Annotated in this window: 24 protein-coding genes; 14 read left to right on the top strand and 10 right to left on the bottom strand. The window is 68.8% G+C overall.

Features of this window, described 5'->3' with window-relative positions:
- Positions 1-22: 22 nt before the first annotated feature.
- The 3 genes from ADBZ9K_RS06385 to ADBZ9K_RS06375 are packed head-to-tail and all read left to right on the top strand — an operon-like array spanning position 23 to position 2,662.
- A complete protein-coding gene (locus ADBZ9K_RS06385; protein ID WP_526619227.1) occupies positions 23-835 on the top strand; it encodes a hypothetical protein in 813 nt (270 codons plus the stop codon).
- Positions 836-846: 11 nt separating this feature from the next.
- Positions 847-1,995: a glycosyltransferase family 4 protein gene (locus ADBZ9K_RS06380; protein ID WP_526619225.1), complete on the top strand. Its 1,149-nt coding sequence runs from the start codon at positions 847-849 to the stop codon at positions 1,993-1,995.
- Positions 1,996-2,005: 10 nt separating this feature from the next.
- Positions 2,006-2,662: a cutinase family protein gene (locus ADBZ9K_RS06375; protein WP_526619223.1), complete on the top strand. Its 657-nt coding sequence runs from the start codon at positions 2,006-2,008 to the stop codon at positions 2,660-2,662.
- Positions 2,663-2,687: 25 nt separating this feature from the next.
- Here the strand turns inward: ADBZ9K_RS06375 and ADBZ9K_RS06370 are convergent, their stop codons facing one another.
- Positions 2,688-4,487: an AMP-dependent synthetase/ligase gene (locus ADBZ9K_RS06370; protein ID WP_526619221.1), complete on the bottom strand. Its 1,800-nt coding sequence runs from the start codon at positions 4,485-4,487 to the stop codon at positions 2,688-2,690.
- 125 nt (positions 4,488-4,612) lie between these two features.
- On the opposite strand from ADBZ9K_RS06370, the gene ADBZ9K_RS06365 reads away from it, so the two are divergent.
- From ADBZ9K_RS06365 to ADBZ9K_RS06345, 5 genes are all read left to right on the top strand, one after another.
- Entirely contained in the window at positions 4,613-5,002 is a 390-nt protein-coding gene (locus ADBZ9K_RS06365) for a polyketide cyclase / dehydrase and lipid transport (protein ID WP_526619219.1), read from the top strand.
- 96 nt (positions 5,003-5,098) lie between these two features.
- On the top strand, positions 5,099-5,533 hold the full coding sequence (locus ADBZ9K_RS06360) for an SRPBCC family protein (RefSeq protein WP_526619217.1): 435 nt from the start codon (positions 5,099-5,101) through the stop codon (positions 5,531-5,533).
- Positions 5,534-6,823: an ArsA family ATPase gene (locus ADBZ9K_RS06355; RefSeq protein WP_526619215.1), complete on the top strand. Its 1,290-nt coding sequence runs from the start codon at positions 5,534-5,536 to the stop codon at positions 6,821-6,823. It abuts the gene before it with no gap.
- Positions 6,820-7,188, top strand: coding sequence for a hypothetical protein (locus ADBZ9K_RS06350; protein ID WP_526619213.1), 369 nt, complete (start codon positions 6,820-6,822; stop codon positions 7,186-7,188). Before ADBZ9K_RS06355 ends, ADBZ9K_RS06350 begins: the two co-directional genes overlap by 4 nt.
- Before the next feature lie 87 nt (positions 7,189-7,275).
- On the top strand, positions 7,276-8,019 hold the full coding sequence (locus ADBZ9K_RS06345; RefSeq protein WP_526619211.1) for a lysophospholipid acyltransferase family protein: 744 nt from the start codon (positions 7,276-7,278) through the stop codon (positions 8,017-8,019).
- Here ADBZ9K_RS06345 and ADBZ9K_RS06340 read toward each other — a convergent pair.
- Positions 7,961-9,310 (bottom strand): glycosyltransferase 87 family protein, encoded by a 1,350-nt coding sequence (locus tag ADBZ9K_RS06340; RefSeq protein WP_526619209.1) that lies wholly within the window; start codon positions 9,308-9,310, stop codon positions 7,961-7,963. The genes ADBZ9K_RS06345 and ADBZ9K_RS06340 overlap by 59 nt on opposite strands.
- A 145-nt stretch (positions 9,311-9,455) precedes the next feature.
- Here ADBZ9K_RS06340 and ADBZ9K_RS06335 point away from each other — a divergent pair, with 145 nt between their 5' ends.
- From ADBZ9K_RS06335 to ADBZ9K_RS06325, 3 genes are read left to right on the top strand one after another with little or no spacing between them, the layout of a single operon-like run.
- Positions 9,456-10,355 (top strand): hypothetical protein, encoded by a 900-nt coding sequence (locus ADBZ9K_RS06335; RefSeq protein WP_526620783.1) that lies wholly within the window; start codon positions 9,456-9,458, stop codon positions 10,353-10,355.
- 10 nt (positions 10,356-10,365) lie between these two features.
- Entirely contained in the window at positions 10,366-10,887 is a 522-nt protein-coding gene (locus tag ADBZ9K_RS06330; protein ID WP_526619207.1) for a polyadenylate-specific 3'-exoribonuclease AS, read from the top strand.
- 52 nt (positions 10,888-10,939) lie between these two features.
- The gene (locus ADBZ9K_RS06325; protein ID WP_526619205.1) at positions 10,940-12,337 is read left to right on the top strand and encodes a class II 3-deoxy-7-phosphoheptulonate synthase; all 1,398 of its coding nucleotides are present in this window, start codon (positions 10,940-10,942) and stop codon (positions 12,335-12,337) included.
- A 5-nt stretch (positions 12,338-12,342) separates the two neighbouring features.
- On the opposite strand, the gene ADBZ9K_RS06320 is transcribed toward ADBZ9K_RS06325, so the two are convergent.
- The 4 genes from ADBZ9K_RS06320 to ADBZ9K_RS06305 form a co-directional block, all read right to left on the bottom strand.
- Complete coding sequence (locus tag ADBZ9K_RS06320; protein WP_526619203.1) at positions 12,343-13,662, bottom strand: ABC transporter ATP-binding protein; 1,320 nt, start codon at positions 13,660-13,662, stop codon at positions 12,343-12,345.
- A 24-nt stretch (positions 13,663-13,686) separates the two neighbouring features.
- Entirely contained in the window at positions 13,687-15,426 is a 1,740-nt protein-coding gene (locus tag ADBZ9K_RS06315) for an ABC transporter permease (RefSeq protein ID WP_526619201.1), read from the bottom strand.
- A gap of 342 nt (positions 15,427-15,768) precedes the next feature.
- The gene (locus ADBZ9K_RS06310; protein ID WP_526619199.1) at positions 15,769-17,220 is read right to left on the bottom strand and encodes an LLM class flavin-dependent oxidoreductase; all 1,452 of its coding nucleotides are present in this window, start codon (positions 17,218-17,220) and stop codon (positions 15,769-15,771) included.
- A gap of 79 nt (positions 17,221-17,299) precedes the next feature.
- Positions 17,300-18,502: a protein kinase domain-containing protein gene (locus ADBZ9K_RS06305; protein WP_526619197.1), complete on the bottom strand. Its 1,203-nt coding sequence runs from the start codon at positions 18,500-18,502 to the stop codon at positions 17,300-17,302.
- Positions 18,503-18,584: 82 nt separating this feature from the next.
- Here ADBZ9K_RS06305 and ADBZ9K_RS06300 point away from each other — a divergent pair, with 82 nt between their 5' ends.
- Positions 18,585-18,989 carry an Rv2175c family DNA-binding protein gene (locus ADBZ9K_RS06300; RefSeq protein WP_526619195.1) on the top strand — a complete coding sequence of 135 codons (405 nt, stop codon included), beginning with the start codon at positions 18,585-18,587 and terminating at the stop codon, positions 18,987-18,989.
- Positions 18,990-19,008: 19 nt separating this feature from the next.
- On the opposite strand, the gene ADBZ9K_RS06295 is transcribed toward ADBZ9K_RS06300, so the two are convergent.
- Both ADBZ9K_RS06295 and idsA2 read right to left on the bottom strand, forming a co-directional pair.
- A complete protein-coding gene (locus ADBZ9K_RS06295; RefSeq protein ID WP_526619193.1) occupies positions 19,009-20,538 on the bottom strand; it encodes an alpha-(1->6)-mannopyranosyltransferase A in 1,530 nt (509 codons plus the stop codon).
- 3 nt (positions 20,539-20,541) lie between these two features.
- On the bottom strand, positions 20,542-21,600 hold the full coding sequence (gene idsA2 / locus ADBZ9K_RS06290) for a bifunctional (2E,6E)-farnesyl/geranyl diphosphate synthase (protein ID WP_526620782.1): 1,059 nt from the start codon (positions 21,598-21,600) through the stop codon (positions 20,542-20,544).
- A gap of 178 nt (positions 21,601-21,778) precedes the next feature.
- Between idsA2 and ADBZ9K_RS06285 the strand changes: the two genes are divergently transcribed.
- A complete protein-coding gene (locus tag ADBZ9K_RS06285) occupies positions 21,779-22,723 on the top strand; it encodes a methylenetetrahydrofolate reductase (RefSeq protein ID WP_526619191.1) in 945 nt (314 codons plus the stop codon).
- Positions 22,724-22,732: 9 nt separating this feature from the next.
- Here ADBZ9K_RS06285 and ADBZ9K_RS06280 read toward each other — a convergent pair whose 3' ends face one another.
- Positions 22,733-23,428 carry an LppM family (lipo)protein gene (locus ADBZ9K_RS06280; protein ID WP_526620780.1) on the bottom strand — a complete coding sequence of 232 codons (696 nt, stop codon included), beginning with the start codon at positions 23,426-23,428 and terminating at the stop codon, positions 22,733-22,735.
- 16 nt (positions 23,429-23,444) lie between these two features.
- Positions 23,445-24,044, bottom strand: a complete 600-nt coding sequence (locus ADBZ9K_RS06275; protein ID WP_526620778.1) for a GNAT family N-acetyltransferase — start codon at positions 24,042-24,044, stop codon at positions 23,445-23,447.
- A gap of 271 nt (positions 24,045-24,315) precedes the next feature.
- On the opposite strand from ADBZ9K_RS06275, the gene ADBZ9K_RS06270 reads away from it, so the two are divergent.
- On the top strand, positions 24,316-24,723 hold the full coding sequence (locus ADBZ9K_RS06270) for an SCO2097 family morphological protein (protein ID WP_526619189.1): 408 nt from the start codon (positions 24,316-24,318) through the stop codon (positions 24,721-24,723).
- Positions 24,724-24,826 lie beyond the last annotated feature (103 nt).

Raw genomic sequence — 24,826 nt, 5'->3', positions numbered from 1 at the left:
ACTCGCTGACGTCCTGAGCATCGTGTTGGTCGCCGAGCTGCTGGTGGCGGCCAGCCTGCTCGCCACGTCCGACCCCCCGCCGTCCCCGCCGGCCGCGGCGACCATCCGGTCCGAGGCGAGCCCGCCCGTCGTGGGTGACGGCCGCACCGTGCGGTTGATCAGCCTCGGCGGGACCCGCACCGATGCGTTGCTCACCCGGATCCTCGGCGATATGGGCGGGGCGGTCGACGCCGTCGAACGGTTCTGGGGCACCGACTGGGACCACGAGATTGTCGTGATCGCGACCGACTCGCAGCCGCAGTTTGTCGCGCAAGCCGGCCTGGACCCCAACCGCCGGTGGTCGGACATCGCGGCCGTGTCGGTGGCTGACGGCGTGGATTTCGCCCGGCACAAGGCCGACGACCAGCGCATCGTGCTCGCCCCCGGCGCCGCGGACATGAGCGAGGCCGCCCTGCGGATCGTGGTGACCCACGAGCTGTTTCACCTGGCCGCCCGCGCCGACACCGCCCTGGACGCCCCGCGCTGGCTACTCGAAGGTGTGGCCGACTTCGTCGCTCGCCCGCCCACCCCGCTGCCGGCGGGCGCAGCCACCGACACCGCGCTGCCCACCGACGCCGACCTGGACACCGCCGGACCGCCGCGCGCGATGGGCTACGACCGCGCCTGGTGGTTCGCCCGGTTCATCGCCGACACCTACGGGGTCGAGTCGCTGCGCCTGCTCTACACGGCGGCGTGCGGTCCCGGGCACGGGGATCTCGCCACTGCGGTGCGCCGCGCCCTCGACACGGACATGCCCGAGCTACGCGCGCGCTGGGCGCAGTGGCTGAACCGATAGCGTAGGCGGCGATGACGCGAGTCCTGCTGGTCACCAACGATTTTCCGCCGCGGCGCGGCGGCATCCAGTCCTACCTTGAATCCTTCGTCAACCGGCTGGTGGCCGGTGGTGAGCATGAGCTCGCCGTCTATGCGCCGCAGTGGAACGGCGCCGAGGACTACGACCGCGCCGCCGCCTACCGGATCGTGCGGCACCCCGGCACCCTGATGCTGCCCGAACCCGGGGTGGACCGCCGGATGCGGGCGCTGATCGGCGAGCACGGCATCGAGACGGTGTGGTTCGGGGCGGCCGCACCGTTGGCGCTGCTGGCCGGCCGGGCCCGCGGCGCCGGGGCGCGCCGGGTGGTGGCCAGCACGCACGGCCACGAGGTGGGCTGGTCGATGCTGCCGGTTGCCCGCTCGGCTCTGCGCCGCATCGGCGACACCACCGACGTCGTGACCTTCGTCAGCCACTACACCCGCGGCCGGTTCGCCTCGGCGTTCGGCCCGAACGCGCGGCTGGAGCATCTGCCGCCCGGCGTCGACACCGATCGGTTCCGTCCGGACCGCGCGGGAAGGACCGAACTGCGCCGGCGCTACGGCCTCGGTGACCGCCCGACCGTGGTCTGTATCTCCCGACTTGTCCCGCGCAAGGGGCAGGACATGCTGATCAAGGCGCTGCCCGAGCTGCGGCGCCGAGTCGACGGCGCGACACTGGTGATCGTCGGCGGCGGTCCCTACGCCGACACCCTGCACACGCTGGCCGCCAAGCTCAACGTGGCCCATGACGTGGTGTTCACCGGTGCGGTGCCCAGCGCCGAGCTGCCGGCCCACTACGCGATGGCCGATGTCTTTGCGATGCCTTGCCGCACAAGGGGATCCGGGCTGGATGTGGAGGGCCTGGGAATCGTGTTCCTGGAGGCCTCGGCCGTCGGGGTGCCGGTGGTGGCCGGGCGTTCGGGCGGGGCCCCGGAGACGGTGCACGACGGCGAGACCGGTCGCCTGGTCGACGGGCGGTCCCACAACGAGATCGTCGAGGCCGTCGCGGCCGTGCTGAGCGACCCCGCGCTGGCCGCACGGATGGGGGAGGCCGGCCGGGAGTGGATCTGCCGGGACTGGAATTGGGCCACCCACAGCGCCCGGCTCGCCGAACTCCTGCATGGCCCCGGTCCCGCCATGTGACGATGTGCCGATGAGCCCGCCCCGAGGTGTTGTCGCCGCATTCGGCGGCCTGCTCGCGGCGGTCACGGCCGTCCTGGGGCCGGCCGGCACTGCGGCGGCCGACGACTGCCCCGACGTCGAGGTCATCTTCGCCCGCGGCACCGGTGAACCGCCCGGCATCGGCCGAGTCGGGCAGGCCTTCACCGATGCGCTGGCACCCCGGCTCGGGGGCCGGAGCCTGGACACCTACGCGGTGAACTACCCGGCCAGCCTGAACTTCCTGGCCGCCGCCTCCGGTGCCACCGACGCGTCGGCCCGCATCGCTGACATGACGGCGCGCTGCCCCCAGACCCGGCTGGTGCTCGGCGGGTTCTCCCAGGGCGCGGCCGCGGTGTCGATGCTGGCCGGGGTGCCGCCGGTGGGCGAGCGGATCGGCAGCATCGGCTCGGCCCCACCGCTGCCACCGGCCAGCGCGAACCAGGTCGCCGCGGTGGCGGTGTTCGGTAACCCGGGTGCCCGGTTCGGCACGCCGCTGTCGAGCACCGGGATATTCGCCGGCCGCGCGGTCGACGTGTGCTCGGCCGGCGACCCGATCTGCTCGGCCGGCCGCGATCGCGCCGCGCACAGCGCCTACGAGCTACCGCCGTATCCCGATCAGGCGGCCGGGTTCGTGGCCGGCCTGGTCTGAGCCGGCCAGGGCCGGGGCGTGGCCCCTACTTGGCGTAGATCGCGTCGATCTCCTCGGCGAACTTCTGCGCCACCACGTTGCGCTTGACCTTCAGCGTGGGCGTCAGCTCACCGGTCAGCACGGTGAAGTCGCACGGCAGGATGCGGTACTTGCGGATCGACTCCGCGTGCGACACATGGGTATTGGCGTCCTTGATGGCCACGTCGATCTCGGCGATCAGATCCGGGTCCACCCGCAGATCCTCGACCGAGGCCCCGGCGGGCTTGCCGTGGTGCTGCTTCCACACGTCGAACGCCTCGGGATCGATGGCGATCAGCGCGCCGATGAACGGCTGGTTGTCACCGACGGCCATGGCCTGGCTGATCAGCGGGTGCGCCCGCAGCGCGTCCTCGAGCACGGCGGGTGCGACGTTCTTGCCGCCCGCGGTGACGATGATCTCCTTCTTGCGCCCGGTGATCGACAGGAAGCCCTCGGCGTCCACGCTGGCCAGGTCGCCGGTGTGGAACCAGCCATCGACGATCGCCTCGCCGGTCGCTTTCTCGTTGCGCCAGTACCCGTCGAAGACCACGCCGCCCTTGACCAGCAGCTCGCCATCCTCGGCGACCTTCATGGAGTTGCCGGGCACCAGCTTGCCCACGGTGCCGACCTTGAGCTCACCGACCCGGTTGACCGTGATCGCCGCGCTGGTCTCGGTCAGGCCGTAGCCCTCGTAGATCGACAGGCCGACACCACGGTAGAAGTGGCCGAGGCGCTTGCCCAGCGGCGCGCCACCGGAGATCGCGGCATGGCAGTCACCGCCGAGTGCGGCCCGCAACTTGCCGTAGACCAGCCGGTCGAACACCGCATGCCCCAGCTTGAGCACCAGGTTGGGCGTCCCGGTCGCCAACGCCTCGCTGTAGGCGATCGCGGTCTTGGCGGCCAGCTCGAAGATGCGGCCCTTGCCGCTGTCGCGGGCATTCAGCTCGGCTGTGTTGTAGACCTTCTCGAATACCCGGGGCACCGACACCACGATCGTGGGCTTGAACACCTGAAGCATTGGAACCAGGTTCTTGATGTCGCTGGTGTAGCCGAGCGTCACCTTGTTGGCGAATGCGGTCATCGACAGGGCCCGGGCCAGCACGTGGGCCAGCGGCAGGAACACCAGGAGCCGTTCGTGCTTGCGCAGAAGTGTCGGGAAACACGCTGCGGCACCGCGGGTTTCGTAGAGCAGGTTGGAATGGGTCAGTGCCACGCCCTTAGGCCTGCCGGTGGTGCCCGAGGTGTAGATCAGGGTCGCCGGGTCGGTCGAGCGCAGCCCAGCCAGGCGGCGGTTCAGCTCGGCCGGGTCGGTGTTGGCCGCCGCCTCGGCCAGCTCGTCGAGGACGGTCAGCCCCGTCGACTCGATGCGCAGCGTCTTGCGCAGCGCGGGGAGTTCGTCGTGCAACTCCTTGACCATCTGAGCGTGCGCATCGGTCTCGGTGACGGCCAGCACCGCCGCCGAGTCCTCCAGCACCCAGCGGACCTGCTCGGCCGAGGAGGTCTCGTAGATCGGCACGGTGACCGCGCCGATCGACAGGATGGCGTAGTCCAGAATGACCCACTCGTAGCGGGTCGCCGACAGGATGGCCACCCGGTCCCCGGCCTGCACCCCCTCGGCGATCAATCCCAGCGCCGCCGACCGGATCTGGGCGGCCACCTCGGCGCAGGTGACGTCGACCCACGCGCCGTCGACGAGCCGTTGCAGGATCACATAGTTCGGGTCGTCGCGTTCGTGTTCGTACACGGAACTGACGACGCTGTCGTGCTCACCGATGGTGAACGGCGCCGGAACGCTGAATTCACGCACTTGTTCCCCTCGCAAAATGGCGGCTTGGTGATGTCCAGCCTAATCAACGGTGCGCCGTGGCTGTGACCGCCTTCACCGGACGGCCGGTTGACCGGCGTCACCGGCCGGTATGTGAAGCTGGTGACATGAGCAGCATCCAGATCGCCGACGAGACGTTCATCGCGGCCGATCCGGCGGCGGTGGGCCGTGCGGTCGCCGATCGGGCGAGCTGGCGGCGATGGTGGCCGGATCTGTGGCTGGAGGTCGTCGAGGACCGCGCCGACAAAGGGGTGCGCTGGACGGTGACCGGGCCGGTGACCGGCACCATGGAGATCTGGCTGGAACCGGTGCTCGACGGCGTGCTGCTGCACTACTTTCTGCATGCCGAACCGGCTGGGGTGGCGGCCTGGCAGTTGGCCAAGCTGAACCTCGCCAAACTGACCCACCAGCGGCGGGTGGCGGGCAAGCGGATGGCCTTCGGGGTCAAGTCCACCCTGGAGGCGTCGCGCCCGGTGGGGGTTGCGCCCGGCCGCTGATATCGGGTCACACCTCCGGCCGGGAGGGTACCGTTTGTGGCCGAGGCAGTCCGGCCGTGACGGGTCCGGAATTGAAGCGACGGGAATTGGCAAACAGTGGCTGACAAGACGGCGCAGACCATCTACATCGACGCGGATCCCCGCACCGTGATGGACGTCATCGCCGACATCGGTTCGTACCCCCAGTGGGTGTCGGAGTACAAAGAGACCGAAGTTCTCGAGTCCGACGACCAGGGCTACCCGCTGACGGCGCGGCTCCAGCTGGACGCCGCGGTCCTCAAGGACACCATGGTGCTGGCCTACGATTGGCCGGCCGATCGAACGTCGGTTCGCTGGTCGTTGGTTTCGAGTTCGCTGCTGCGGGCACTCGACGGTGCATACACGTTGACACCCAAAGGGTCTGGAACCGACGTCACCTATGAACTGTCCGTTGATCTGATGATTCCGATGATCGGCCTGCTCAAACGCAAAGCCGAGCGGCGGCTGACCGACACCGCTCTCAAGGACCTGAAGAAACGGGTCGAGGGCTGAGTGGAGCCAACTGCTGCCCCCGCCGACGATGCGGGCCCAACCCCTCCGGCCCGGATCAGCTTCTTCGTCGGCAAGGGTGGTGTGGGTAAGTCGACGCTGGCCTCGGCGACGGCGGTGCGCGCGGCGCTGGGCGGCGAGCGGGTATTGGCGGTCTCTACCGATCAGGCGCATTCGCTCGGTGATGTGCTCGGTGTGGCGGTGCCCCCGACCGGTGCCCGCGAACCGGTCCGGATTCTCACCGAGCAGGGCACCGACGACGCCGCGGGCGGCCACTTGGACGCGCTGGCGCTGGACACCCTGGCGCTGCTGGAAGCCCGGTGGCGGGCGATCGTCCCGTTGCTGGCCGCCAGATTCCCGGAGTCCGACCTCAAAGACCTTGCCCCGGAGGAACTCTCCACCTTCCCTGGTGTGCAGGAAGTGCTCGGCCTGGCCGAGGTGGCGGCCCTGGCCGACTCCGGGCGATGGGATTACGTCGTGGTCGACTGCGCTTCGACGGCCGACGCCATGCGGATGCTGACCCTGCCCGCCGCGTTCGCGATGTACGCCGAGCGGGGATGGCCCCGGCATCGGCGGCTGAGTGCGGCCGTCGAGAACGTCCACAGCGCAGCCACGGTGGCACTGGTCGAGACCGTCAGCGCCGCGCTCGAAGGACTGTCGGCGCTGCTCACCGACGGCGACCGGGTCGCTGCGCACCTGGTGCTCACCGCTGAACGGGTGGTGGCTGCCGAAGCGGTCCGCACCCTCGGCTCGTTGGCCCTGATGGGCGTGCGGGTAGCCGAGTTGATCGTGAATCAGATTCTGGTTCAAGATGATTCGTACGAGTACCGGAGCCTGCCCGCGCATCCGGCCTTCGACTGGTACGCCGAGCGAATTTCCGAACAGCAGTCGGTGCTCGACGAGCTCACCGCCGCGACCGGCGAGCTGCGCCTGGCGCTGGTCCCGCACCTGCCCGGTGAGCCGATCGGCCCCAAAGCGCTGGGCCAGCTACTCGACAGCGTCCGCCGCCGCGACGGCTCGGCCCCACCTGGGCCGCTTCGCCCCGTGGTGGACCGGGAATCGGGTTCGGGGCTCGATGCCGTCTACCGCATGCGGCTAGAGTTGCCCCAAATCGACTCCGGCGCGCTGACGCTGGGCCGGGTCGACGACGACCTGATCATCGGTGTCGCGGGAATGCGACGCCGGGTACGGCTGGCGTCGGTTCTGCGCAGATGCATCGTGATGGACGCGGCCCTGCGCGGCACCGAGCTGACCGTGCGCTTTCGACCCAACCCGGAGGTGTGGCCCGCGTGACCGGCCCCCACTCCGACATCGGGCCCGAGCTGCGGGCGCTGGCCCAGACCATCCTCGACCGGCTGGATCCGGCGATCCGCGCGGGCGCTGCGATGGCCGCCGGTGCCGGCGGCGGGCCGGGCAAGTGTCAGCAGGTGTGGTGTCCGGTCTGCGCACTGGCCGCGCTGGCCAACGGCGAGCAGCATCCGATGCTGACCCTGATCGCCGAGCACAGCGTGGCGCTGATGACGATGGTCCGGGCGATGGTGACCGAGACGGGGCCGGCCGAGCCGGGGCCGGACACCCCGCCGGACGGGCCGCGGCCCGATCCCGGAACCGGGGCGCCACCCCGCTACGAACACATCCCGATCGTCGTCGAGGAATAACGCCGGCGATCCGGCCACGACCTGTGGTCGGTCTATGCAGGGCTGGGTAGAGTTGGCCGAAAGCGCGCGGCCCGAGCGGGAGGCTCCATGTGGTATTGGCTGTTCAAGTATGTCTTCATGGGACCGCTACTGGCCTTCCTCGGTCGGCCGAAAATCGAAGGGCTCGAACACGTTCCGGATTCCGGCCCGGCGATCCTGGCCAGTAATCACCTGGCGGTGGCCGACAGCTTCTACCTGCCGCTGGTCGTGCGGCGGCGCATCACGTTCCTGGCCAAGTCGGAGTATTTCACCGGCACCGGCATCAAGGGCTGGTTCACCCGGTGGTTCTACACCGTCGCCGGTCAGGTCCCGATCGATCGCACCGACGCCGACGCCGCCCAGGCCGCGCTGACCACCGCGGAGCGGCTCCTGTCGCAGGGCAAGCTGATGGGCATGTACCCCGAGGGCACCCGCTCACCCGACGGCCGGCTCTACAAGGGCAAGACCGGGTTGGCCCGGCTGGCCCTGGAGACCCAGGTCCCCGTGATTCCGGTCGCGATGATCGGAACCGACGTCGTCAACCCGCCGGGGTCGAAGATGTGGCGGTTCGGCCGGGTGACGGTGCGCTTCGGCAAGCCGATGGACTTCTCGCGCTTCGACGGCCTGGCCGGCAACCGCTTCATCGAGCGCGCGGTCATCGACGAGGTCATGTACGAGCTGATGAATCTGTCCGGCCAGGAATACGTCGACATCTACGCCGCGACCCTGAAGAACAGCGACGCGGCCGAGGTGGCTACGCCGGGTACACCAGGTCAGCCACCGGCGCGGATCCCGGAGACCGCCGCGGGTTAGCGGCGGGTCGGGTGACGGTCAGCCCAGCCACGATCAGCACTGCCAGCGCCCACCACACATAGGACATCCCGAGCAGCTGGCGCCACCACGACGCCGTCTCCTCGTGGTGCTTGGGCAGCAGCTCCAGCGGAATCCACACCATCAGGGCCACCCCGACGGCGGTCACCACGGCCAGTGCGGCGTTGCGCCGGCGATAGGCCACCACGGTCGCCGTGATGACCGTCGGTAATGCCCACACCCAGTGGTGCGACCAGGACACCGGTGAGACCACCAGGCCGAACAACGCCACGCACATCAGCGCCAGCATCGGCTCGTCTCCTGACTTCCCGCCATCCGCGGGGGCGGCCGCCAGCAACCGGCGAACCGCCCAGATCGTCAGGGCCAGCACCGCGAAGCAGGCCAGCGTCCACCAGAGGAAGTGGATGCTCTTGTCGAGCCCGAGCCGCGCCAGCGCCCCGGCGATGTTCTGGTTGGTGTTCAGGGCCGCACTGCCGATCCGGTCGGTGTGGCGCACCGTGGTCGTCCAGTACTCCACCGAGTCGCGCCAGGCCAGCAGGCACCCCAGCAGGCTGGCGAGCAGGAAGGAGCCCAGCGCGGTCAGCGCGGCGCGGCCGTCGCGGCGCAGGGCGAAGTAGAGCAGGAACACCGCGGGGGTCAGCTTGAGCGCGATCGCCACGCCGAGCAGCAGCCCACGCGGCCAGGGCGTGCGGCGGGGCACGCAGTCGGCGATCACCAGGGTCATCAGCACCACGTTGATCTGGCCGAAGGCGAAGTTCGCGTCGATGGGCTCCAGATAGACCGCCGCCAGCGCCACGATGCCTGCCGCCAGCCAGCCGCGGCGCAGCCAGGCCGGCTCCCGCGTCAGCGTCGAGGCCGGCCAGACATCCAGCCGGGTCAGCACGATCCAGGTGGACACCAGCAACAGCACCAGCGTGATCACCGTGATGGAGACGCTGGCCGCGTTCAGCGACACCCAGGCGAACGGGCTGAACACGATCGCGGCCAGCGGGGGATAGGTGAACGGCAGGTCGAGCCCGATCCGGGTGGGAAAGGTCGTGTCGCCGGCGTAGAGCGGACGCCCATCCAGCCAGGCGCGCCCGCCCATCCGGTAGACGTCGATGTCGATGCGGTAGGGGATGTGCCCGAACAGCTGCCAGGCCGCATACCCCAGGCCGGCGACCACCAGCAGCTGCATCACCCGCCAGCTCGCAACGAGCCAGGGACGCGCCCGGGGCGAGGCCAGGGCCCGCCCGGCCACACTGCCCACATCGGGCGACTGCCGCATCCTCATGTCGCGACCAGACTATCGGTGCGCGCCCGACGCGCCGGAGATATCCCCGCCGCGGCGAACACATCGGCGCTCTACCGGCGTATCTTCTGTCCCCGTGCCCTTCCACCTGCACTTCGACGTCGTCGCCCCGGGGCGCGTACCGCTGATGTGGTGCCTGATCGCGTTCATCCTCACCTTTTTCGTGACCCGCACGATCGTGCGCTACATCCGCCGCAACGCCGACAACGACGCCCCCCGCAAGTGGTGGCAGCCCCGCAACATCTCCGGCGGCGGCGGGCTGCACATCCACCACGTGGTGATCGGCGTCGTGCTGGTCCTGCTCTCCGGCGTCACCATGGTGACCTTGGCCGTCGACGGGACAGTGTCGGAATTCACCGTCGCGTCAATCGTTTTCGGGATCGGCGCGGCCTTGGTGCTCGACGAGTTCGCGCTGATCCTGCACCTGGAGGACGTCTACTGGTCCGAGGACGGCCGCACCTCGGTGGACGCCGTCTTCGCCGCCGTCGCGGTGGCGGGCCTGCTGGTCATGGGGTTCAGCCCGCTGTCGTTCTTCGACATCGGCATCTGGCGTGACGACACCTCCGTGGCGGCGCGGGTCACCGTGATCGCGCTGGCCGCGTTCACCCTGGCCCTGGCGGTGGTCGTCCTGCTCAAAGGCAAGCTGTGGACCGGGCTGGTGGGCATGTTCATCACCCCGCTGCTGTTCATCGGCGCGATCCGGCTCTCCCGCCCGCACGCCCCCTGGGCGCGCTGGTTCTACCAGGACAACGGCCCCCCGACGACGATGCCGAGCGACGAAGGAGCGAGGAGAAGTCGGACAATCAAGGCGAAGAAGATGCACCGGGCGCTGGAGCGGGAGCGCTACATGCGCCGCCCGGTGGTGCAGGCCAAGCTGTGGCTGCAGCACATCATCGCCGGCGAGCCCCGCTTCCCCGAGGATGCCGAGGTGGACGCCGAACTCGACCGCGAGATCCACGCCGCACCGGCGCCCGCGCAACCCGGCGGCACTGCGGTTGCACCGCAGGTCGCGGCCGAGTCGGGATAGGGTGCGGCCGGTGCGGTATTTCTACGACACCGAGTTCATCGACAACGGCCGGATCATCGACTTGATCTCGATCGGGGTGGTGGCCGAGGACGGGCGTGAGTTCTACGCGATCTCCACCGAGTTCGACCCCGATTCCGCCGGCCGGTGGGTCCGCACCAATGTGCTGCCCAAGCTGCCGTCGCCGTCTTCGCAGCTGTGGCGGTCCCGGCGCCAGATCCGGGAGGGCCTCGAGGAGTTCTTCAACATCGACGGCGACGAGCCGATCGAGCTGTGGGCGTGGGTGGCCGCCTACGACCATGTGGCGCTGTGCCAGCTGTGGGGACCGATGACCAGCCTGCCGCCCCAGATCCCGCGGTTCACCCGTGAACTGCGCCAATTCTGGGAGGACCGCGGCTGCCCGCGGATGCCACCGCGGCCGCACGACACCCACGACGCGCTCGTCGACGCCCGGCACAACATGCGCCGCTACGTGCTGATGACCACCGGCATCGACGTCGGCGCCACACCTGCCGGCACCACTTCCCGCAGGTAGCCTGCTCCGCCGCTGGTCAAAACCCGGTGTCGCGCCCAGTTACCATGGATGGGTGAACTGGACCGTTGACGTACCGATCGAACAGCTGCCCTCGCTGCCGCCGCTGCCGGGCGATCTGCGCGGGCGCCTCGATGCCGCGTTGGCCAAGCCGGCGGTCCAGCAGCCCAGCTGGGACGCCGAACAGGCCGCGGCAATGCGGACGGTCTTGGAGAGTGTGCCCCCGGTCACCGTCCCCTCCGAGATCGAGAAGCTCTCCGGCCAACTCGCCGCCGTCGCCCGCGGCGAGGCATTTTTGCTGCAGGGCGGCGACTGCGCCGAGACGTTCGCCGACAACACCGAGCCGCACATCCGCGCCAATATCCGCACGCTGCTGCAGATGGCGGTCGTGCTGACCTACGGCTCGAGCATGCCGGTGGTCAAGGTCGCCCGCATCGCCGGCCAGTACGCCAAGCCGCGCTCGTCGGACACCGACGCGTTGGGCCTGCGGTCCTACCGCGGCGACATGGTCAATGGCTTCGCACCCGATGCCGCTGTGCGCGAGCATGACCCGTCCCGGCTGGTGCGCGCCTACGCCAATGCCAGCGCGGCGATGAACCTGGTGCGCGCCTTGACCTCCTCGGGTCTGGCCTCGCTGCACCTGGTGCACGACTGGAACCGCGAGTTCGTCCGCACCTCGCCGGCCGGTGCCCGCTACGAGGCCCTGGCCAGTGAGATCGACCGCGGCCTGAAGTTCATGAGCGCCTGCGGGGTGAACGACCGCAACCTCGACACCGCCGAGATCTACGCCAGTCACGAGGCGCTCGTGCTGGATTACGAGCGCGCGATGCTGCGGCTGTCCGAGGAGTTCCCGGTCTCGGCACCCGAGTCGCGGCTCTACGACCTGTCGGCGCACTACGTCTGGATCGGTGAACGCACCCGCCAGCTCGACGGCGCGCACATCGCCTTCGCCGAGGTGATCGCCAACCCGATCGGGGTGAAGATCGGCCCGAACATGACCCCGGAGTTGGCCGTCGAGTACGTCGAGCGGCTAGACCCGCAGAACAAGCCGGGGCGGCTGACGCTGGTCAGCCGGATGGGCAACCACAAGGTTCGTGACCTGCTGCCGCCGATCATCGAGAAGGTGCAGGCCACCGGCCACCAGGTCATCTGGCAGTGCGACCCGATGCACGGCAACACCCACGAGTCCTCGACGGGCTACAAGACCCGCCACTTCGACCGGATCGTCGACGAGGTGCAGGGCTTCTTCGAGGTGCACCATGCGCTGGGCACCCACCCCGGCGGCATCCACGTCGAGATCACCGGCGAGAACGTCACCGAATGCCTCGGGGGCGCGCAGGACATCTCCGACACCGATTTGGCCGGCCGCTACGAGACGGCCTGCGACCCGCGACTGAACACTCAGCAGAGCCTGGAGCTGGCGTTCCTGGTCGCGGAGATGCTGCGCGGCTAGCGCCGCTAGGACGCGCGGGCGGTGAAGATCCCGGCCGCGGGGTCGGCCGTGATGGTGTCGCTGGCGGTGTCGTAGTCGAACAATTCGCCGTAGCGGCCCCACCCGATGGCGGTATCGAGTTGCTGGCGGGCGTCATCGGGCCCGAACCCCCGCCGCAGCAGATCGAGGAAGAATCCGGCGCGCAGGCTGCCGTCGGACGAGGTGGCCAGGGCGCGGCAGATGGTTCGCACCAGGGGCGCCCGCTGGCGGGCTTGGGTGGCGAAGATCTGCTTGCTGGTCTGGATGTCGGCGGTGGTGAATTCCCTTCCAATCGAAGATAATTCGAGATCACCGTCGCTGACGTGGAGGAATCCGAGCATCGCGGCGGCATCGACGAGGGGCAGCAGGTCGTCGATGTCGAAGTTGAGTTCGGCGGCGATGTCGGGCAGGTCGGCGCGGCCATCCTGGGCGTACACGATCTCCACCAGCCCGGCCAGCCCGCCGACGGTGGCATTGGGCAGCGGTCTGGCTGTGGGCGTAGCGTCGACGGGTTCGGTTGTGCCGGTGACTGTTTCGATGCCGGTGAGCAGGCCGTAAAGCTTGTCGACGATGCTCTCGAAGGCCCGGGAGCGCCGATCCCTCGGCCGGTCCAGCTCGACGGCCACTTCGGCGCGGATGTGCCCGGGGTTGGCCCCCAGCACGATCACCCGATCGGCCAGCAACACCGCCTCCTCGATGTTGTGGGTCACCAGGCAGATCGATTTCGTCGGAAACTCTTTGGCACCCCACAGCGTCATCAGCTCGTTGCGCAGGTTCTCGGCGGTGAGCACATCCAGCGCCGAGAACGGCTCGTCCATCAACAACAGGTCGGGTTCGAGGACCAGTGCGCGGGCGAAGCCGACACGCTGACGCATGCCGCCCGAGAGTTCCTTGGGATAGGCCGATTCGAAGCCGTCCAAGCCGATCACGTCGATAGCCTTCAGCGCGCGCTGTCGTCGCTCCTGTGGTCCGACACCCCGGGCCGCCAGTCCGAGTTCCACGTTGTCCTGGACCGTGAGCCAGGGCATCAACGCGAACGTCTGGAACACCATCGCCGTGCCGGGGTTGGCGCCGTTGAGTTCGGTGCCGCGGTAGCGCACCGCCCCGGAGCTCGGGGCGATCAGGCCCGCGACGGTGCGCAGCAGGGTTGACTTACCCGAGCCCGAACGCCCCAGCAGTGCCACGATTTCGCCCTCGATCAGGTTCAGACTGATGTCGTCGAGCACCAGCAACGTGTCACCGGCGGCGCCGGTGAAGCTCTTGGTGACGTGGTCCAGCGAAATGATCACCTGGTCACGACCGGTCATGAGGTCACCTCCATCGAGAGATTGTCAGGCCAGCGAGTAGCGACGTTCGGACAGTGCGTACAGCCGTCGCCAGAACACCCGGTTCGTCAGTACGACAAAGAAACTCATCACAATGACGCCGATGAGGATGCGACCCCAGTCCCCGGTGGCGGTCGCCTGGGTGATGTAGGAACCCAGGCCGGTGGCGGTCAAGGTGGAGCCGTGATAGCTGACGACCTCGGCGACGATCGACGCGTTCCAGGCACCGCCGGCGGCGGTGATACCGCCGGTGATGTAGCTCGGGAATATCGCCGGCAGGACGAGCTTGCGCCACTTCAGCGCCGTGGGCAGCATCAAGTTGGCCGACGCCTCCCGCAGGTCGTTGGGGATCGCGCTGGCCCCGGCGATGACGTTGAACAGGATGTACCACTGTGAGCCCAGCGCCATCAGCAGGATTCCGCCGATGTTCAAACCGATGCCGGTAGCGATGAGTGCCGCGGTCACCAGCGGGAACAAGAAGTTGGCCGGGAAGGATGCCAGCACCTGAACGACGGGCTGGGCCAGGCGCGAGACCCGCGGATTCATCCCGATCCACACCCCGACCGGCACCCACAACAGCGTGGACACGACCAGCACCACGATCACCCGCGCGAAGGTCGCCAGACCCAGCAGCAGCGCATGGCCCACCTCGCCGAAGCCGACGCCGTCGGCGATGTAGGTGACCACCCGGAAGGCCCCATAGGCCACGACGGCGGCAACGGCGAGCGCGAACACCACATCGCCGAGCCGGCGACGGATCGGCGCTGCCCGAAGCGGCCGGTCGGCGATGCCGAACACCGACATCACCCGGTCAAGTGGCTGGATCAGGCGTCCCAGCGGCCGACCGACGACCTCCGGTATCCGCGAGCGGCGCAACACATCCAGGGTGACACTGCGCGGCGCTTCGGCGGCCTCGGACTCCTCGACGCGGAACCGTTCGGCCCATGCGGTCAGGGGGCGCCAGAACAGCACATTGACCGAGATGACGAGCACCACCATCAATGCGACGGCGAGCATCACCTTCGTGAGGTCGCCCTCGTCGCTGGCTGCCGCCACGTAGGCGCCGATACCCGGCAGGGCGAACTGGTGGCCGTTGACGCTCAACGCCTCCGAGGCGGTGAGGAAGAACCACCCGCCGCCGAAGCTCATCATGCCGTTCCAGACCAGCGGAATCATGCCCCCGGGCAGGTCAACACGCCAGAACCGTTGCCAGCGCGACAGCCGCAGCAGTCGGGATGCCTCGTCGAGGTCGCGGGGCTGGGACTTCAGCGAGTAGTAGAAGGCGAAGGTCATATTCCACGCCTGGGAGGTGAAGATCGCGAAGATCGACGCACATTCCAGACCCAGTTCGGAACCGGGGAACAGGGCGATGAAGCCGGTCACCGTGATCGACAGGAAGCCGAGGATGGGTACTGACTGCAGGATGTCGAGTACCGGGATGAGCACCTTCTCGGCGCGCCGGGAGCGCGCGGCCGCTGTTGCGTACACGAACGTGAACAGCACCGAGAGCCCAAGCGCGGCAAACATTCTCAGCAGTGATCGGGCGGCATAGTAGGGCAGGTCAGCGGGGTCGGTGGATACCGACTCCGGGGCGTGCTGGACCGTCCACGGCACGTCGGCGCTCGAACCGATCCGAATGATCAGCCACAGCAGCGCCGCGGCGCCGACGAAGACGACCACGTCGGCGACCCGGCTGGTTGCCGGACGGGCCAGGGCACCCCGGCTGGGAAACGTGGTAGACGCCATGCGCGATCACCCCTCGGACAGTGTCGACGGGCACAGAGCGGCCCAGGATCTCGTGGGTTATCCATGCCTGCCGCGCATCGACCACACCGTCGATGCCGGGTCCGCCGGGAAGCGGAAGTCAGCGGCGCGCGAGCGGCAGCCGGGCATGGTGGTGGGTACTGTTTCCCTCGCCCATGTCTGTCACCTCCGCTCGCCATCCGCTGGAATGCACCGCGCCTTTCGGCGCCGGCCAAGTAGATCGCACGTTGACGGCGGGGTCAACTCCGAATCTGCTGTGGAAGCGCTGACAACGGCGCGCGCCGACGCTGTTTCCATTCCGTTCAGCCGGTGTGCGCCAATCGTTTACCGACCGCGGGCCGGCTGGGCCGCCACCGACGCCGGTGAGGACGGCCTCGTCGACGGCCGCTCGATGATCGTCGAGGACGGCCCGCCGACCCGGTAGCGCGCACCGCGGTGTTCATCAGGCAGCCGGTCGCCATTGCCTAACAGCTTGTTGCGCAGCGTTCCCGGCGCATAATCGGATTGATAGGCCCCGCGTTCGGTCAGCACCGGCACCACGTGCTCGATGAAATCGGCGAACGTTCCCGGCGTGACCGCATAGGCGATGTTGAACCCGTCGACATCGGTCTCCGCGACCCACTCCTGCAGCGTGTCGGCAACGTGGCTGCCTGAGCCCACGATGCGCGGGCCGATCCCACCGATCTCGCCCCATTCGGCGATGTCGCGCACCGTCCACTCGCCGCCGTCGGGATCGGCGGACTGGAATGCGGTCACCGCCGACAGGATCGCGTTGGAATCGACGTTGCCGATCGGCTCGTCGAGCCCGTATCGAGCCAGATCCACTCCCATCCAGCCGGACATGAACACCAGCGCCCCTTCGGGATTGCCGTAGGACAGGTACTCGGCGTGCTTGGCGTGCGCTTCCGCGTCGGTCGCGGCGGTGACCACGGTGGTCAGGTTGAAGATCTTGGCGGCATAGGGGTCGCGGCCGGCCAGCTCGAGTTCGCGGCGAATCGTCGTAACCGTCTTGGCCAGAATCTCTTTGGTGGGTGCAGCGGTGAAGATCGCCTCGGCATTCTCGGCGGCGAACCGGACCCCGCGCGGCGAGGAGCCGGCCTGGAAGATCACCGGCGTGCGTTGTGGCGACGGCTCGGACAGGTGCACGCCGGGCACACTGAAATGGCTACCCTCATGGCCGATGTGGTGCACCTTGGCCGGGTCGGTGAACACGCCACGCTCGCGGTCGCGGCGCACCGCGTCGTCCTCCCAGGAACCTTCCCACAGCTTGTAGAGCACTTCCAGGTACTCGTCGGCGTGGTCGTAGCGGGTGTCGTGGGCGGGCTGATCGGTCTGCCCCATGTTGCGCGCGGCGGCCGGCAGGTACCCGGTCACCACATTCCAGCCGATCCGGCCCTTGGTGAGATGGTCGAGCGTGGACATCCGGCGGGCGAACGGATACGGGTGTTCGAACCCGGTGCCGGTGGTCAGTCCGAAGCCCAGGTTCTTGGTCACTAGCGCCATCGCCGACACCAGCAGCAGCGGGTCGTTGACCGGGATCTGTGCGGCGTGGCGGATTGCGGCCTCGTCGCTGGCGCCGTACACGTCGTAGGTGCCGAGCACGTCGGCGATGAACAAGCCGTCGAAGCGACCGCGTTCGAGCAGGGTGGCCAGTTCGGTCCAGTACTCGAGATCCTTGTACCGCCAGGATTGGTCGTCGGGGTGGCGCCACAAGCCGGGGGATTGGTGGGCGACGCAGTTCATGTCGAAGGCATTGAAGCGGATCACGCGGGTCACGCCTGAATGCTCGCCCACGGACCGCCCGCCGTCACGGGTTGAGCTCAAAGGGATTGTATTACGCGCGGTTACGGCGCTGCTATTGTCCGATCAACGCCTGCAGGTTGGTGCCCAGCGTCCACGCACCCGCGGCCACCAGTCCAGTCAGGATCAAGACGATCAGCACCCAGAATGTGAGCGCCCGCCGGGCGCGTTGCCGCTCCAAGATGAAGTCGGTGATATCGATACCGGCGAAATGGCTTGCCATGTTTGCATATTCATCGTCGAACGGGGCCGAATCCGGGGTGGGCTGCCAATCCGCAGGATTATGGGTCAGCGCTCGGGTGGGATTCTTGATCGGCGGTACGGTGGTGGGCTGCTCGGACAACCGGCTGTGAAACGCCGTCGCTGCGGCATGCTGGGCGGAGTTCTTCGGCGCCGGCACACGGAATTTCGGCAGCGCCAGCTCCAGGGCGATCGCATCGAGGTCTTCGGCCATCTCCTCGGCGTCGGCAAACCGGCCCCCGGGGTCGCGTGCGGTCGCGCGCGCGACGAACTCGTCGAACTGTGGCGGCACCCCGCTGATCGCGGCGCTGGGCGGCGGGACGTCGTGGTCCACCCGCTGGTAGGCCACCGTGAGCGGGTTGTCGCCGGTGAACGGTGTTGCGCCGGTGATCAATTCGTAGGCCAGGATGCCCACCGCGTAGACGTCGCTGCGGGCGTCGGCGACACCGCTGCCGACCTGCTCGGGAGACAGGTAGGCGGCGGTGCCCAGCATCACGCTGGTCGAAGTGATGCCGGCCTCGGCCACCGCGCGCACCAGCCCGAAGTCGACGAGCTTGACCTCGCCGTCGTCAGAGATCAGCACGTTCTCCGGCTTGACGTCGCGGTGCACCAGTCCGGCGTGGTGGGCCACCGCCAGACCGCCCAGCACCGGCCGCAGCACCGCCACCGCGGCGTGCGGGGGCATCGGTCCGCGCTCGCGGAGCAGTTCGCGCAGGGTGCCGCCCTCGATGAGTTCCATCACCAGGAACGGGTGGGTGGCGTCCAGACCCTGGTCGTAGACCGCGACCAACCCGGGGTCCTTGAGTCGGGCCACCGCACGTGCCTCCCGCTGGAACCGGGTCAGGAACTGGCTGTCGCCGGCGTAGCGCGCGTCCATCACCTTCAGCGCGACCGGCCGGTCCAGCCGGACGTCCAGACCGCGGTACACCGTCGACATACCGCCGGTGGCGATCTTGGCCTCGACGCGGTACCGGCCTTCCAGCAACACGCCTTCCAGGGGGTCCGACGTCACCGACACATGGTATGCCGCGCCGATAGCCCGCCCGATTCGTCGCCCCGACCGCGTGTCACCGCAGCCCCGACGGCCCTAGACTGGCTGGGTGAGCAGCATTCCGGCCGGTGACGACGTTCTTGACCCCGATGAGCCCGCCTATGACCTCCCGAAAGTCGCCGAACTGTTGGCTGTGCCGGTGACCAAGGTGCATCAGCAGTTACGGGAGGGCCATCTGGTCGCGATCCGTCGCGGTGGTGTCCCGATGGTGCCGAAGGCGTTTTTCTCCGAGAGCGGTCACGTAGTCAAGAGCCTGCCGGGACTGCTTGCGGTCCTGCGCGACGGCGGCTACCGCGACACCGAGATCCTGCGCTGGCTGTTCACCCCGGACCCGTCGCTGACGGTGACCCGGGACGGGGCGCGCGAGTCGATCAGCAACGCCCGTCCGGTGGATGCGCTGCATTCCCACCAGGCCCGCGAGGTGGTGCGGCGCGCCCAGGCCATGGCCTACTGAGCTCAGGGACCTACTGAGCTCAGGGGCCTGCCGGCACGCCTTCGGTGTCCTCGACGGTGTCGGTCTGCGGCGGGTCCTCGGGGCGTTGTAGCCAGTACCAGGCCGCCAACGCGCAGGCGGTGGCCAGCAGCACGTGCAGCCACGAATACATGCCGTGCGAGCCGTCCGGCTTGAAGATCACCATGATCCAGGTGGAGAACCCGGCGATCAGCGCGATGGCGGCCCGCGACTGTGCCAGCGCGGACAACACCGCCAGCGGCCAGGTGTAGTACCAGGGCAGCGCCGCCGGGACGAACAGCACGACGACCAGCATCGCCCACGCGATACCGGTCAGCGCCTCGCGGTCGTCGTGGCGAAACCGCCACCACAGCAGCGGAAGTGACACCGCGATGATGCCGATGCCGGCGATCCGGGTGACGTCGAGCACGGCGTAGAAGTTCACCGGGAAGAACAACCCGCCGATCGCGTTGGTGAGGTTGGCGATCGCGGTCGGAATCGTCAGCCAGTTGATGATCTTCACCGAACCGGCCAGCGCGGTCAGCCACCCCAGTCCCACCCCGGCGACCCAGGACAGCACGGCGAACACCGCGACGAAGATCGCCACCGACGCCGCCGATGCGGTGGCGAAAGCCTTTGTGGCCGAGATGTTCTTGTGGTCGCGCAGGTGGCGCATCCACACCCACACCATGAACGGTAACGCCAGCACGGCGGTTGCCTTGACCGCGACGGCGACGGCGATCAACGCCGCACCGGCGGCGTGCCGGTGGGCGAAGGTCAGCGCGATACCGGCCATCATCAGGCCGACCATCAGCATCTCGTTGTGCACGCCACCCATCAGATGAATGATCACCAGGGGATTGAGGACACAGATCCACAGCGCGACCGCGCCGTTTCCGCCGACGTGGCGGGCCACCCGGGGGGCCGCCCAGATCAACAGGGCCAGGCCCGGCAGCATGCACAGCCGCAACAACATCGTGCCGGACACCACATGGTCACCGACCAGGGTGGTGACGAACCTGGCCACCAGGATGAACGCCGGACCGTAGGGCGCGGTGGTGGTGGTCCAGATCGGACTGACGTTGTCCAGCAGGGAGTTCTGATTCTCCACCGGCCCGACGGCGTAGGGGTCGAGGCCGTCGCGCAGCAGGGCGCCCTGGGCCAGGTAGGAGTAGGTGTCGCGGCTGAACAACGGCACGCTCAACAACAACGGCGCCAGCCAGAACCCAGTGGTGACGATCATGGAGTAGTCACTGACATCGCGCCGGATGACCCGTCGGCCCATCCAGAGCCAGGCGACCAGCATCACCACCACACCGCCCCACAGCAGTACCGACGACACCACCAGCCCGTGGCCGAATCGCAGCCAGGACAGGTGCAGCGACTCCAGCAGCGGGTCGTGCAGACGGGTACTCCCGGCGCCCAGCCCGCCGAGGGTGATCAGCACCGCGCCGAGGAATCCCAGCAGGGCCGGACGGCCCTCGTCACCGGCGCCGAAGGCCACCAAACGCGCAAATCCGGTCGTCGGTGTGGTGGGGGCGGTGGCGGACATGGTCTAGGCCGACCGGTTCGCGGCCAATCTGGCGAGTTCGGCCAGGCCGGCTTTCGCCGGTGCGTTGATCGCCGCGCCCTCCAGCAGGCCCAGGGCGCGGGTGGTGAGTACTTCGATGCGGTCCTCCACCGCTGCCAGCGCTCCGACCGACTCGATCACCCCGCACAGCTGGCGCACCTGGGCGTCGGACAGGTCGGCACCCACGCCGGCGCGCAGCAGCTCGGCGCCGGCCGGATCGGATGCGGCGGCCCGCTCGACGGCCTCGGCCAGCAACACGGTGCGCTTACCCGACCGCAGGTCGTCACCGGAGGGCTTGCCCGTCACCGCGGGGTCGCCGAACACGCCGAGGACGTCGTCGCGCAGCTGGAAGGCGACTCCGAGGTCGGTGCCGAGCTCGTAGAAGATCTGCTGCACGTCGGGCCGGTCGGCGGCGGCCGCCGCGCCCAGCTGCAGGGGACGAGAGATGGTGTAGGACGCGGTCTTGAAGGTGTTGACGCGCATCGCCGAGTCAATCGACTCAGCGCCGCTGGACTCGGCCGCGATATCGAGATACTGCCCACCCAGGACCTCGGTGCGGATGTCGGACCACACCCGCTGGACGCGGCGCTGGCCGTCGACCGGCAGACCGACACCGGCGACGATGTCGTCGGCCCACACCAGTGACAGGTCTCCGAGCAGGATCGCGGCCGATCGCCCGAACTGCTCGGCGGACCCGCGCCAGCCCCGGCTGCGGTGCAGCTCGGTGAAGTGCACGTGGGCCGTCGGCCATCCGCGGCGGGTGGCCGAATCGTCGATCACGTCGTCGTGGACCAGTGCACAGGCGTGCAGCAGTTCCAGCGCCGAGAACAGCAGCATCGCATCGTCGGTCACCCGGGTGTCGGGCTCGGCGGTCACCGCGCGGTAGCCCCAGTAGGCGAACGCCGGGCGCACCCGTTTGCCACCGCGCAGGACGAAGTCCTCCATTACGGCGATGAGCTCGTCGTAGTCGGTCCCGATATAGGCCGCCGCCGCGCGGCGTTCGGCAAGGTAGCCCCGCAGTTGCTCGGTGACGGCACTGGCCAGCTCGACGGCTGACGGAGCTGCTGCTTCGACGCTCAGCGCGGCGCCCCTTTCTGTGAGTGCTACCCGGCTTGAAGTGGGTGCAACCAGAGTAGAGCGTCGGAGTGGCTTCGCCCTACCGAGGCCTGCGGAGCCTTCGCTCGGCGGGTCGCGGTGGTCGCCGGCCACTATCCTTCTCGGGGTGAACAGCACCGGGCCCGCGGGCGGCCAGCCGACGTCGGTGGTGGACCGGATCCGTGCGGTGGCGCGGGGCCAGGTGCCGTTTTCCGTCGAGTTCTACCCGCCGCGCGACGAGGTCGCCGAGGCCCGGCTGTGGCGGGCGGCGCGGTTCTTCGAGCCACTGTCGCCGGCGTTCGTCTCGGTCACCTACGGTGCCGGCGGGTCCACGCGCGACCGGACGATCCGGGTCGTCGGGCAGCTGGCGGGGGAGACGACGCTGTTGCCGGTGGCCCACCTGACCGCCGTCGGGCACAGCGTTGCCGAGCTGCGCGCGCTGGTAGGCGCCTTCGCCGACCGGGGGATCACCAATCTGCTGGCCCTGCGCGGCGATCCGCAGGGGGGCGTGCACAACGAGTGGGTCAAGCACCCCGACGGGCTGGAGTACGCCGTCGAGCTGGTCGAGTTGATCCGTAGCCTCGGTGACTTCCGGGTCGGTGTCGCCTCGTTCCCAGAGGGACATCCGCGGGCGATCGACCTCGAGCACGACACCGCCAACCTGGTCGCCAAGTTGCGAGCCGGTGCCGAGTACTCGATCACCCAGATGTTCTTCGACGTCGAGGACTATCTGCGGCTGCGCGACCGGATTGCGGCGGCCGACCCCGAGCAGGCGGCCAAGCCGATCATCCCGGGCCTGATGCCGATCACCTCGCTGGGAACGGTGCGCCGCCAGGTCGAGCTGTCCGGCTCGCAGATTCCGGCCGGCGTGCTGGACCGGCTGACCGCGGCGGCCGGCGACGGGGAGACGGAGAATCGCGACGAGGTGCGCAAGGTCGGCATCGAGCTGGCTACCGCGATGAGCCGGCGGCTGATCGACGAAGGCGCGCCCTGCCTGCACTTCTGCACGCTGAATTTCGCCCGGGCGACCAGCGAGGTGCTGGCGAACCTGGGCATGACGGTCAGCGTGTAGGCAGCCGGGTCAGTCGTCGGAGGAATCCACGGCGGCGAACCGCGGCGAGCGGTCCCGGCTGAGCCAGGCCAGCGTCCCCACGACGCCCACGACGACCAGCGTGGCCAGCCCGAGCCACAGTGCCGCGCCGGTGAACGACCGGGTGCTGGGGTCGGTGTAGCGGGCCTGCGCGCTCATCGTCGACACCACGCCGGGCTTGAGCTTCCACTCCACGATGTCGGTGTCGACGCGGTCGCCGTTGGTGGAGGTCACCTCGCCGGGGAACGACACAGTGAACTGCACGTCGGCGTCGGAGTCGGAGACGCTGGTCAGGTCTACCCGGCCCTCCAGGATCACCAGGTCACCGGCGCGTCGCAGGGAGATGTCGACGCCGGCCGCCTCCCGGTTCAGGTCGGCCAGCTGCGGCAGCTCGGCGAAGGTCAGGTTGGAGAACACCGCTTCGGAGCCGACATAGCCGTCCGAGTCGTACTTCGATACCGAGACCTTCTGGCTGAACGGCACGTTCAGGTCGAACTGGGGCCCGCTGTCGCTGGTGTCCTTGGCCTTTGCTGCGGCAATGATCTGACCCGAGACCTGGTCGTCGGGGGACACCGTGATGGAGGCATGGACGCGCACACAGCCGACCGCCAGCGGCGCCACGAGGAGCAGCAGCAACGCCAGCGCACGCAGGCGAAGACCGCGGGATCGGGTACGCACGAGGGGTATCGTGCCAGACCCGCGCCTACAGCGGCAGGCTGCGGCCCAGGATGGCGAACGCCCGCGGGTCGCCGGCGAAGTGGTAGCCGCGGATGACGTCGGTGAAACCCAGCCGCCGGTACAGCCGCCAGGCGCGGTTGGCCTCACCGCTGATCTCTGGGGTCGACAGCAGCACGTTGGCCTCGCCCCGGCCGGCCAGCAGCCGGCGGGCCAGCGCTTCGCCGAGGCCACGGCCCTGCGCGCGGGGATGGATGTGGAGCTCGGTGAGCTCGAAATAGTTGCCCATCAGCCGGCTGATCTCCTGGTCGGGCATGCCGATCCGGTGCAGCCCCGACACGACCTGCTGTTGCCACCATTGATCGGGCGCCCCGCAGTAGCCGTAGGCGATGCCCAGCAGCGGCGCGGCCCGCAGCTGCTCTGCGCTGGCCTCCTCGCCCGGGGCGGTGTCGGTCTCCACCGCCGCGACGGCCTTCCAGCCGTGCCGTCGGGTGTGTTCCATCCACATCGCCGACCGCTGGCCCTCGGTGCCGCGCGGGTATCGCATCGCGTCGACGTACACCGTCAGGGCGTCATGCAGCCGGTATTGCATATCAGTGGGCGACAGATCGATGAGGAAAGTCGCCAACGCCTCGGTGTCCTTCGTGGTCTGCGGATCGGTCATGGTTCACCGCCATTATCGGTCCGGTCCCGGCCGGCCTGTCGGGGTGAGGTGGTGACGGCCGCCTGACGTGGCGGTGGGGTTAACAGAACAACCCCTGGACACGGCTACAATCGGGTGGACCAACTAGGTGGTATGGCGCACCGTCACCTCGTATCATTTAGTTAGTTGCCCCGTAATTGCTGGGCAGTCAAGTTTTATCGGAATCGTGACCGGCCGTGTCGGCAAGGAGGGACGAATGCCACTCTCCGATCATGAGCAGCGCATGCTCGATCAGATCGAGAGCGCTCTCTATGCCGAGGACCCCAAGTTCGCCTCGAGTGTGCGGGGCGGAAATCTGCGGGCTCCCTCCACGCGCAGGCGACTACAGGGTGTCGGTCTGTTCGTGATCGGCCTGGCGATGCTCGTCGCCGGCGTGGCGTTCAAGGCCACCATGATCGGAAGTTTCCCGGTCCTGTCCGTAGTCGGTTTCGTGGTGATGTTCGGCGGCGTCGTGTTCGCGATCACCGGTCCGCGTGTCGTCGGCGGCAAGGACCGCCCGACCGGGCCGTCCTCGGCCGGTCCGCGTCAGCGTCGGGCCAAGGGTGGCGGCGGGTCGTTCACCAGTCGTATGGAGGACCGCTTCCGGCGTCGTTTCGACGAGTGAGCGGGAGTCCCTCCCACACGGGGTAGCCAGTCGGCTGCCCCGTTTTTGTTTGCCTTCCACCTGCCAGGTTGGCGGCTGCCGACACGACGGCGATGAGTCGCCG

Origin of the sequence: Mycobacterium sp. (assembly GCF_965229265.1) — a bacterium.
Classification (GTDB): domain Bacteria; phylum Actinomycetota; class Actinomycetes; order Mycobacteriales; family Mycobacteriaceae; genus Mycobacterium.
This window is presented reverse-complemented; position numbering and strand designations above follow the sequence as displayed.

What these genes read in the sequence shown, in the direction of transcription:
- ADBZ9K_RS06320 (WP_526619203.1), bottom strand. Translation starts at nt 13,662, where the DNA reads ATGACCGGTCGTGACCAGGTGATCATTTCGCTGGACCACGTCACCAAG.
- ADBZ9K_RS06335 (WP_526620783.1), top strand. Translation starts at nt 9,456, where the DNA reads ATGTGGTGCCTGATCGCGTTCATCCTCACCTTTTTCGTGACCCGCACG.
- ADBZ9K_RS06270 (WP_526619189.1), top strand. Translation starts at nt 24,316, where the DNA reads ATGCCACTCTCCGATCATGAGCAGCGCATGCTCGATCAGATCGAGAGC.
- ADBZ9K_RS06295 (WP_526619193.1), bottom strand. Translation starts at nt 20,538, where the DNA reads ATGTCCGCCACCGCCCCCACCACACCGACGACCGGATTTGCGCGTTTG.
- ADBZ9K_RS06375 (WP_526619223.1), top strand. Translation starts at nt 2,006, where the DNA reads ATGAGCCCGCCCCGAGGTGTTGTCGCCGCATTCGGCGGCCTGCTCGCG.
- ADBZ9K_RS06340 (WP_526619209.1), bottom strand. Translation starts at nt 9,310, where the DNA reads ATGAGGATGCGGCAGTCGCCCGATGTGGGCAGTGTGGCCGGGCGGGCC.
- ADBZ9K_RS06380 (WP_526619225.1), top strand. Translation starts at nt 847, where the DNA reads ATGACGCGAGTCCTGCTGGTCACCAACGATTTTCCGCCGCGGCGCGGC.
- ADBZ9K_RS06365 (WP_526619219.1), top strand. Translation starts at nt 4,613, where the DNA reads ATGAGCAGCATCCAGATCGCCGACGAGACGTTCATCGCGGCCGATCCG.
- ADBZ9K_RS06345 (WP_526619211.1), top strand. Translation starts at nt 7,276, where the DNA reads ATGTGGTATTGGCTGTTCAAGTATGTCTTCATGGGACCGCTACTGGCC.
- ADBZ9K_RS06315 (WP_526619201.1), bottom strand. Translation starts at nt 15,426, where the DNA reads ATGGCGTCTACCACGTTTCCCAGCCGGGGTGCCCTGGCCCGTCCGGCA.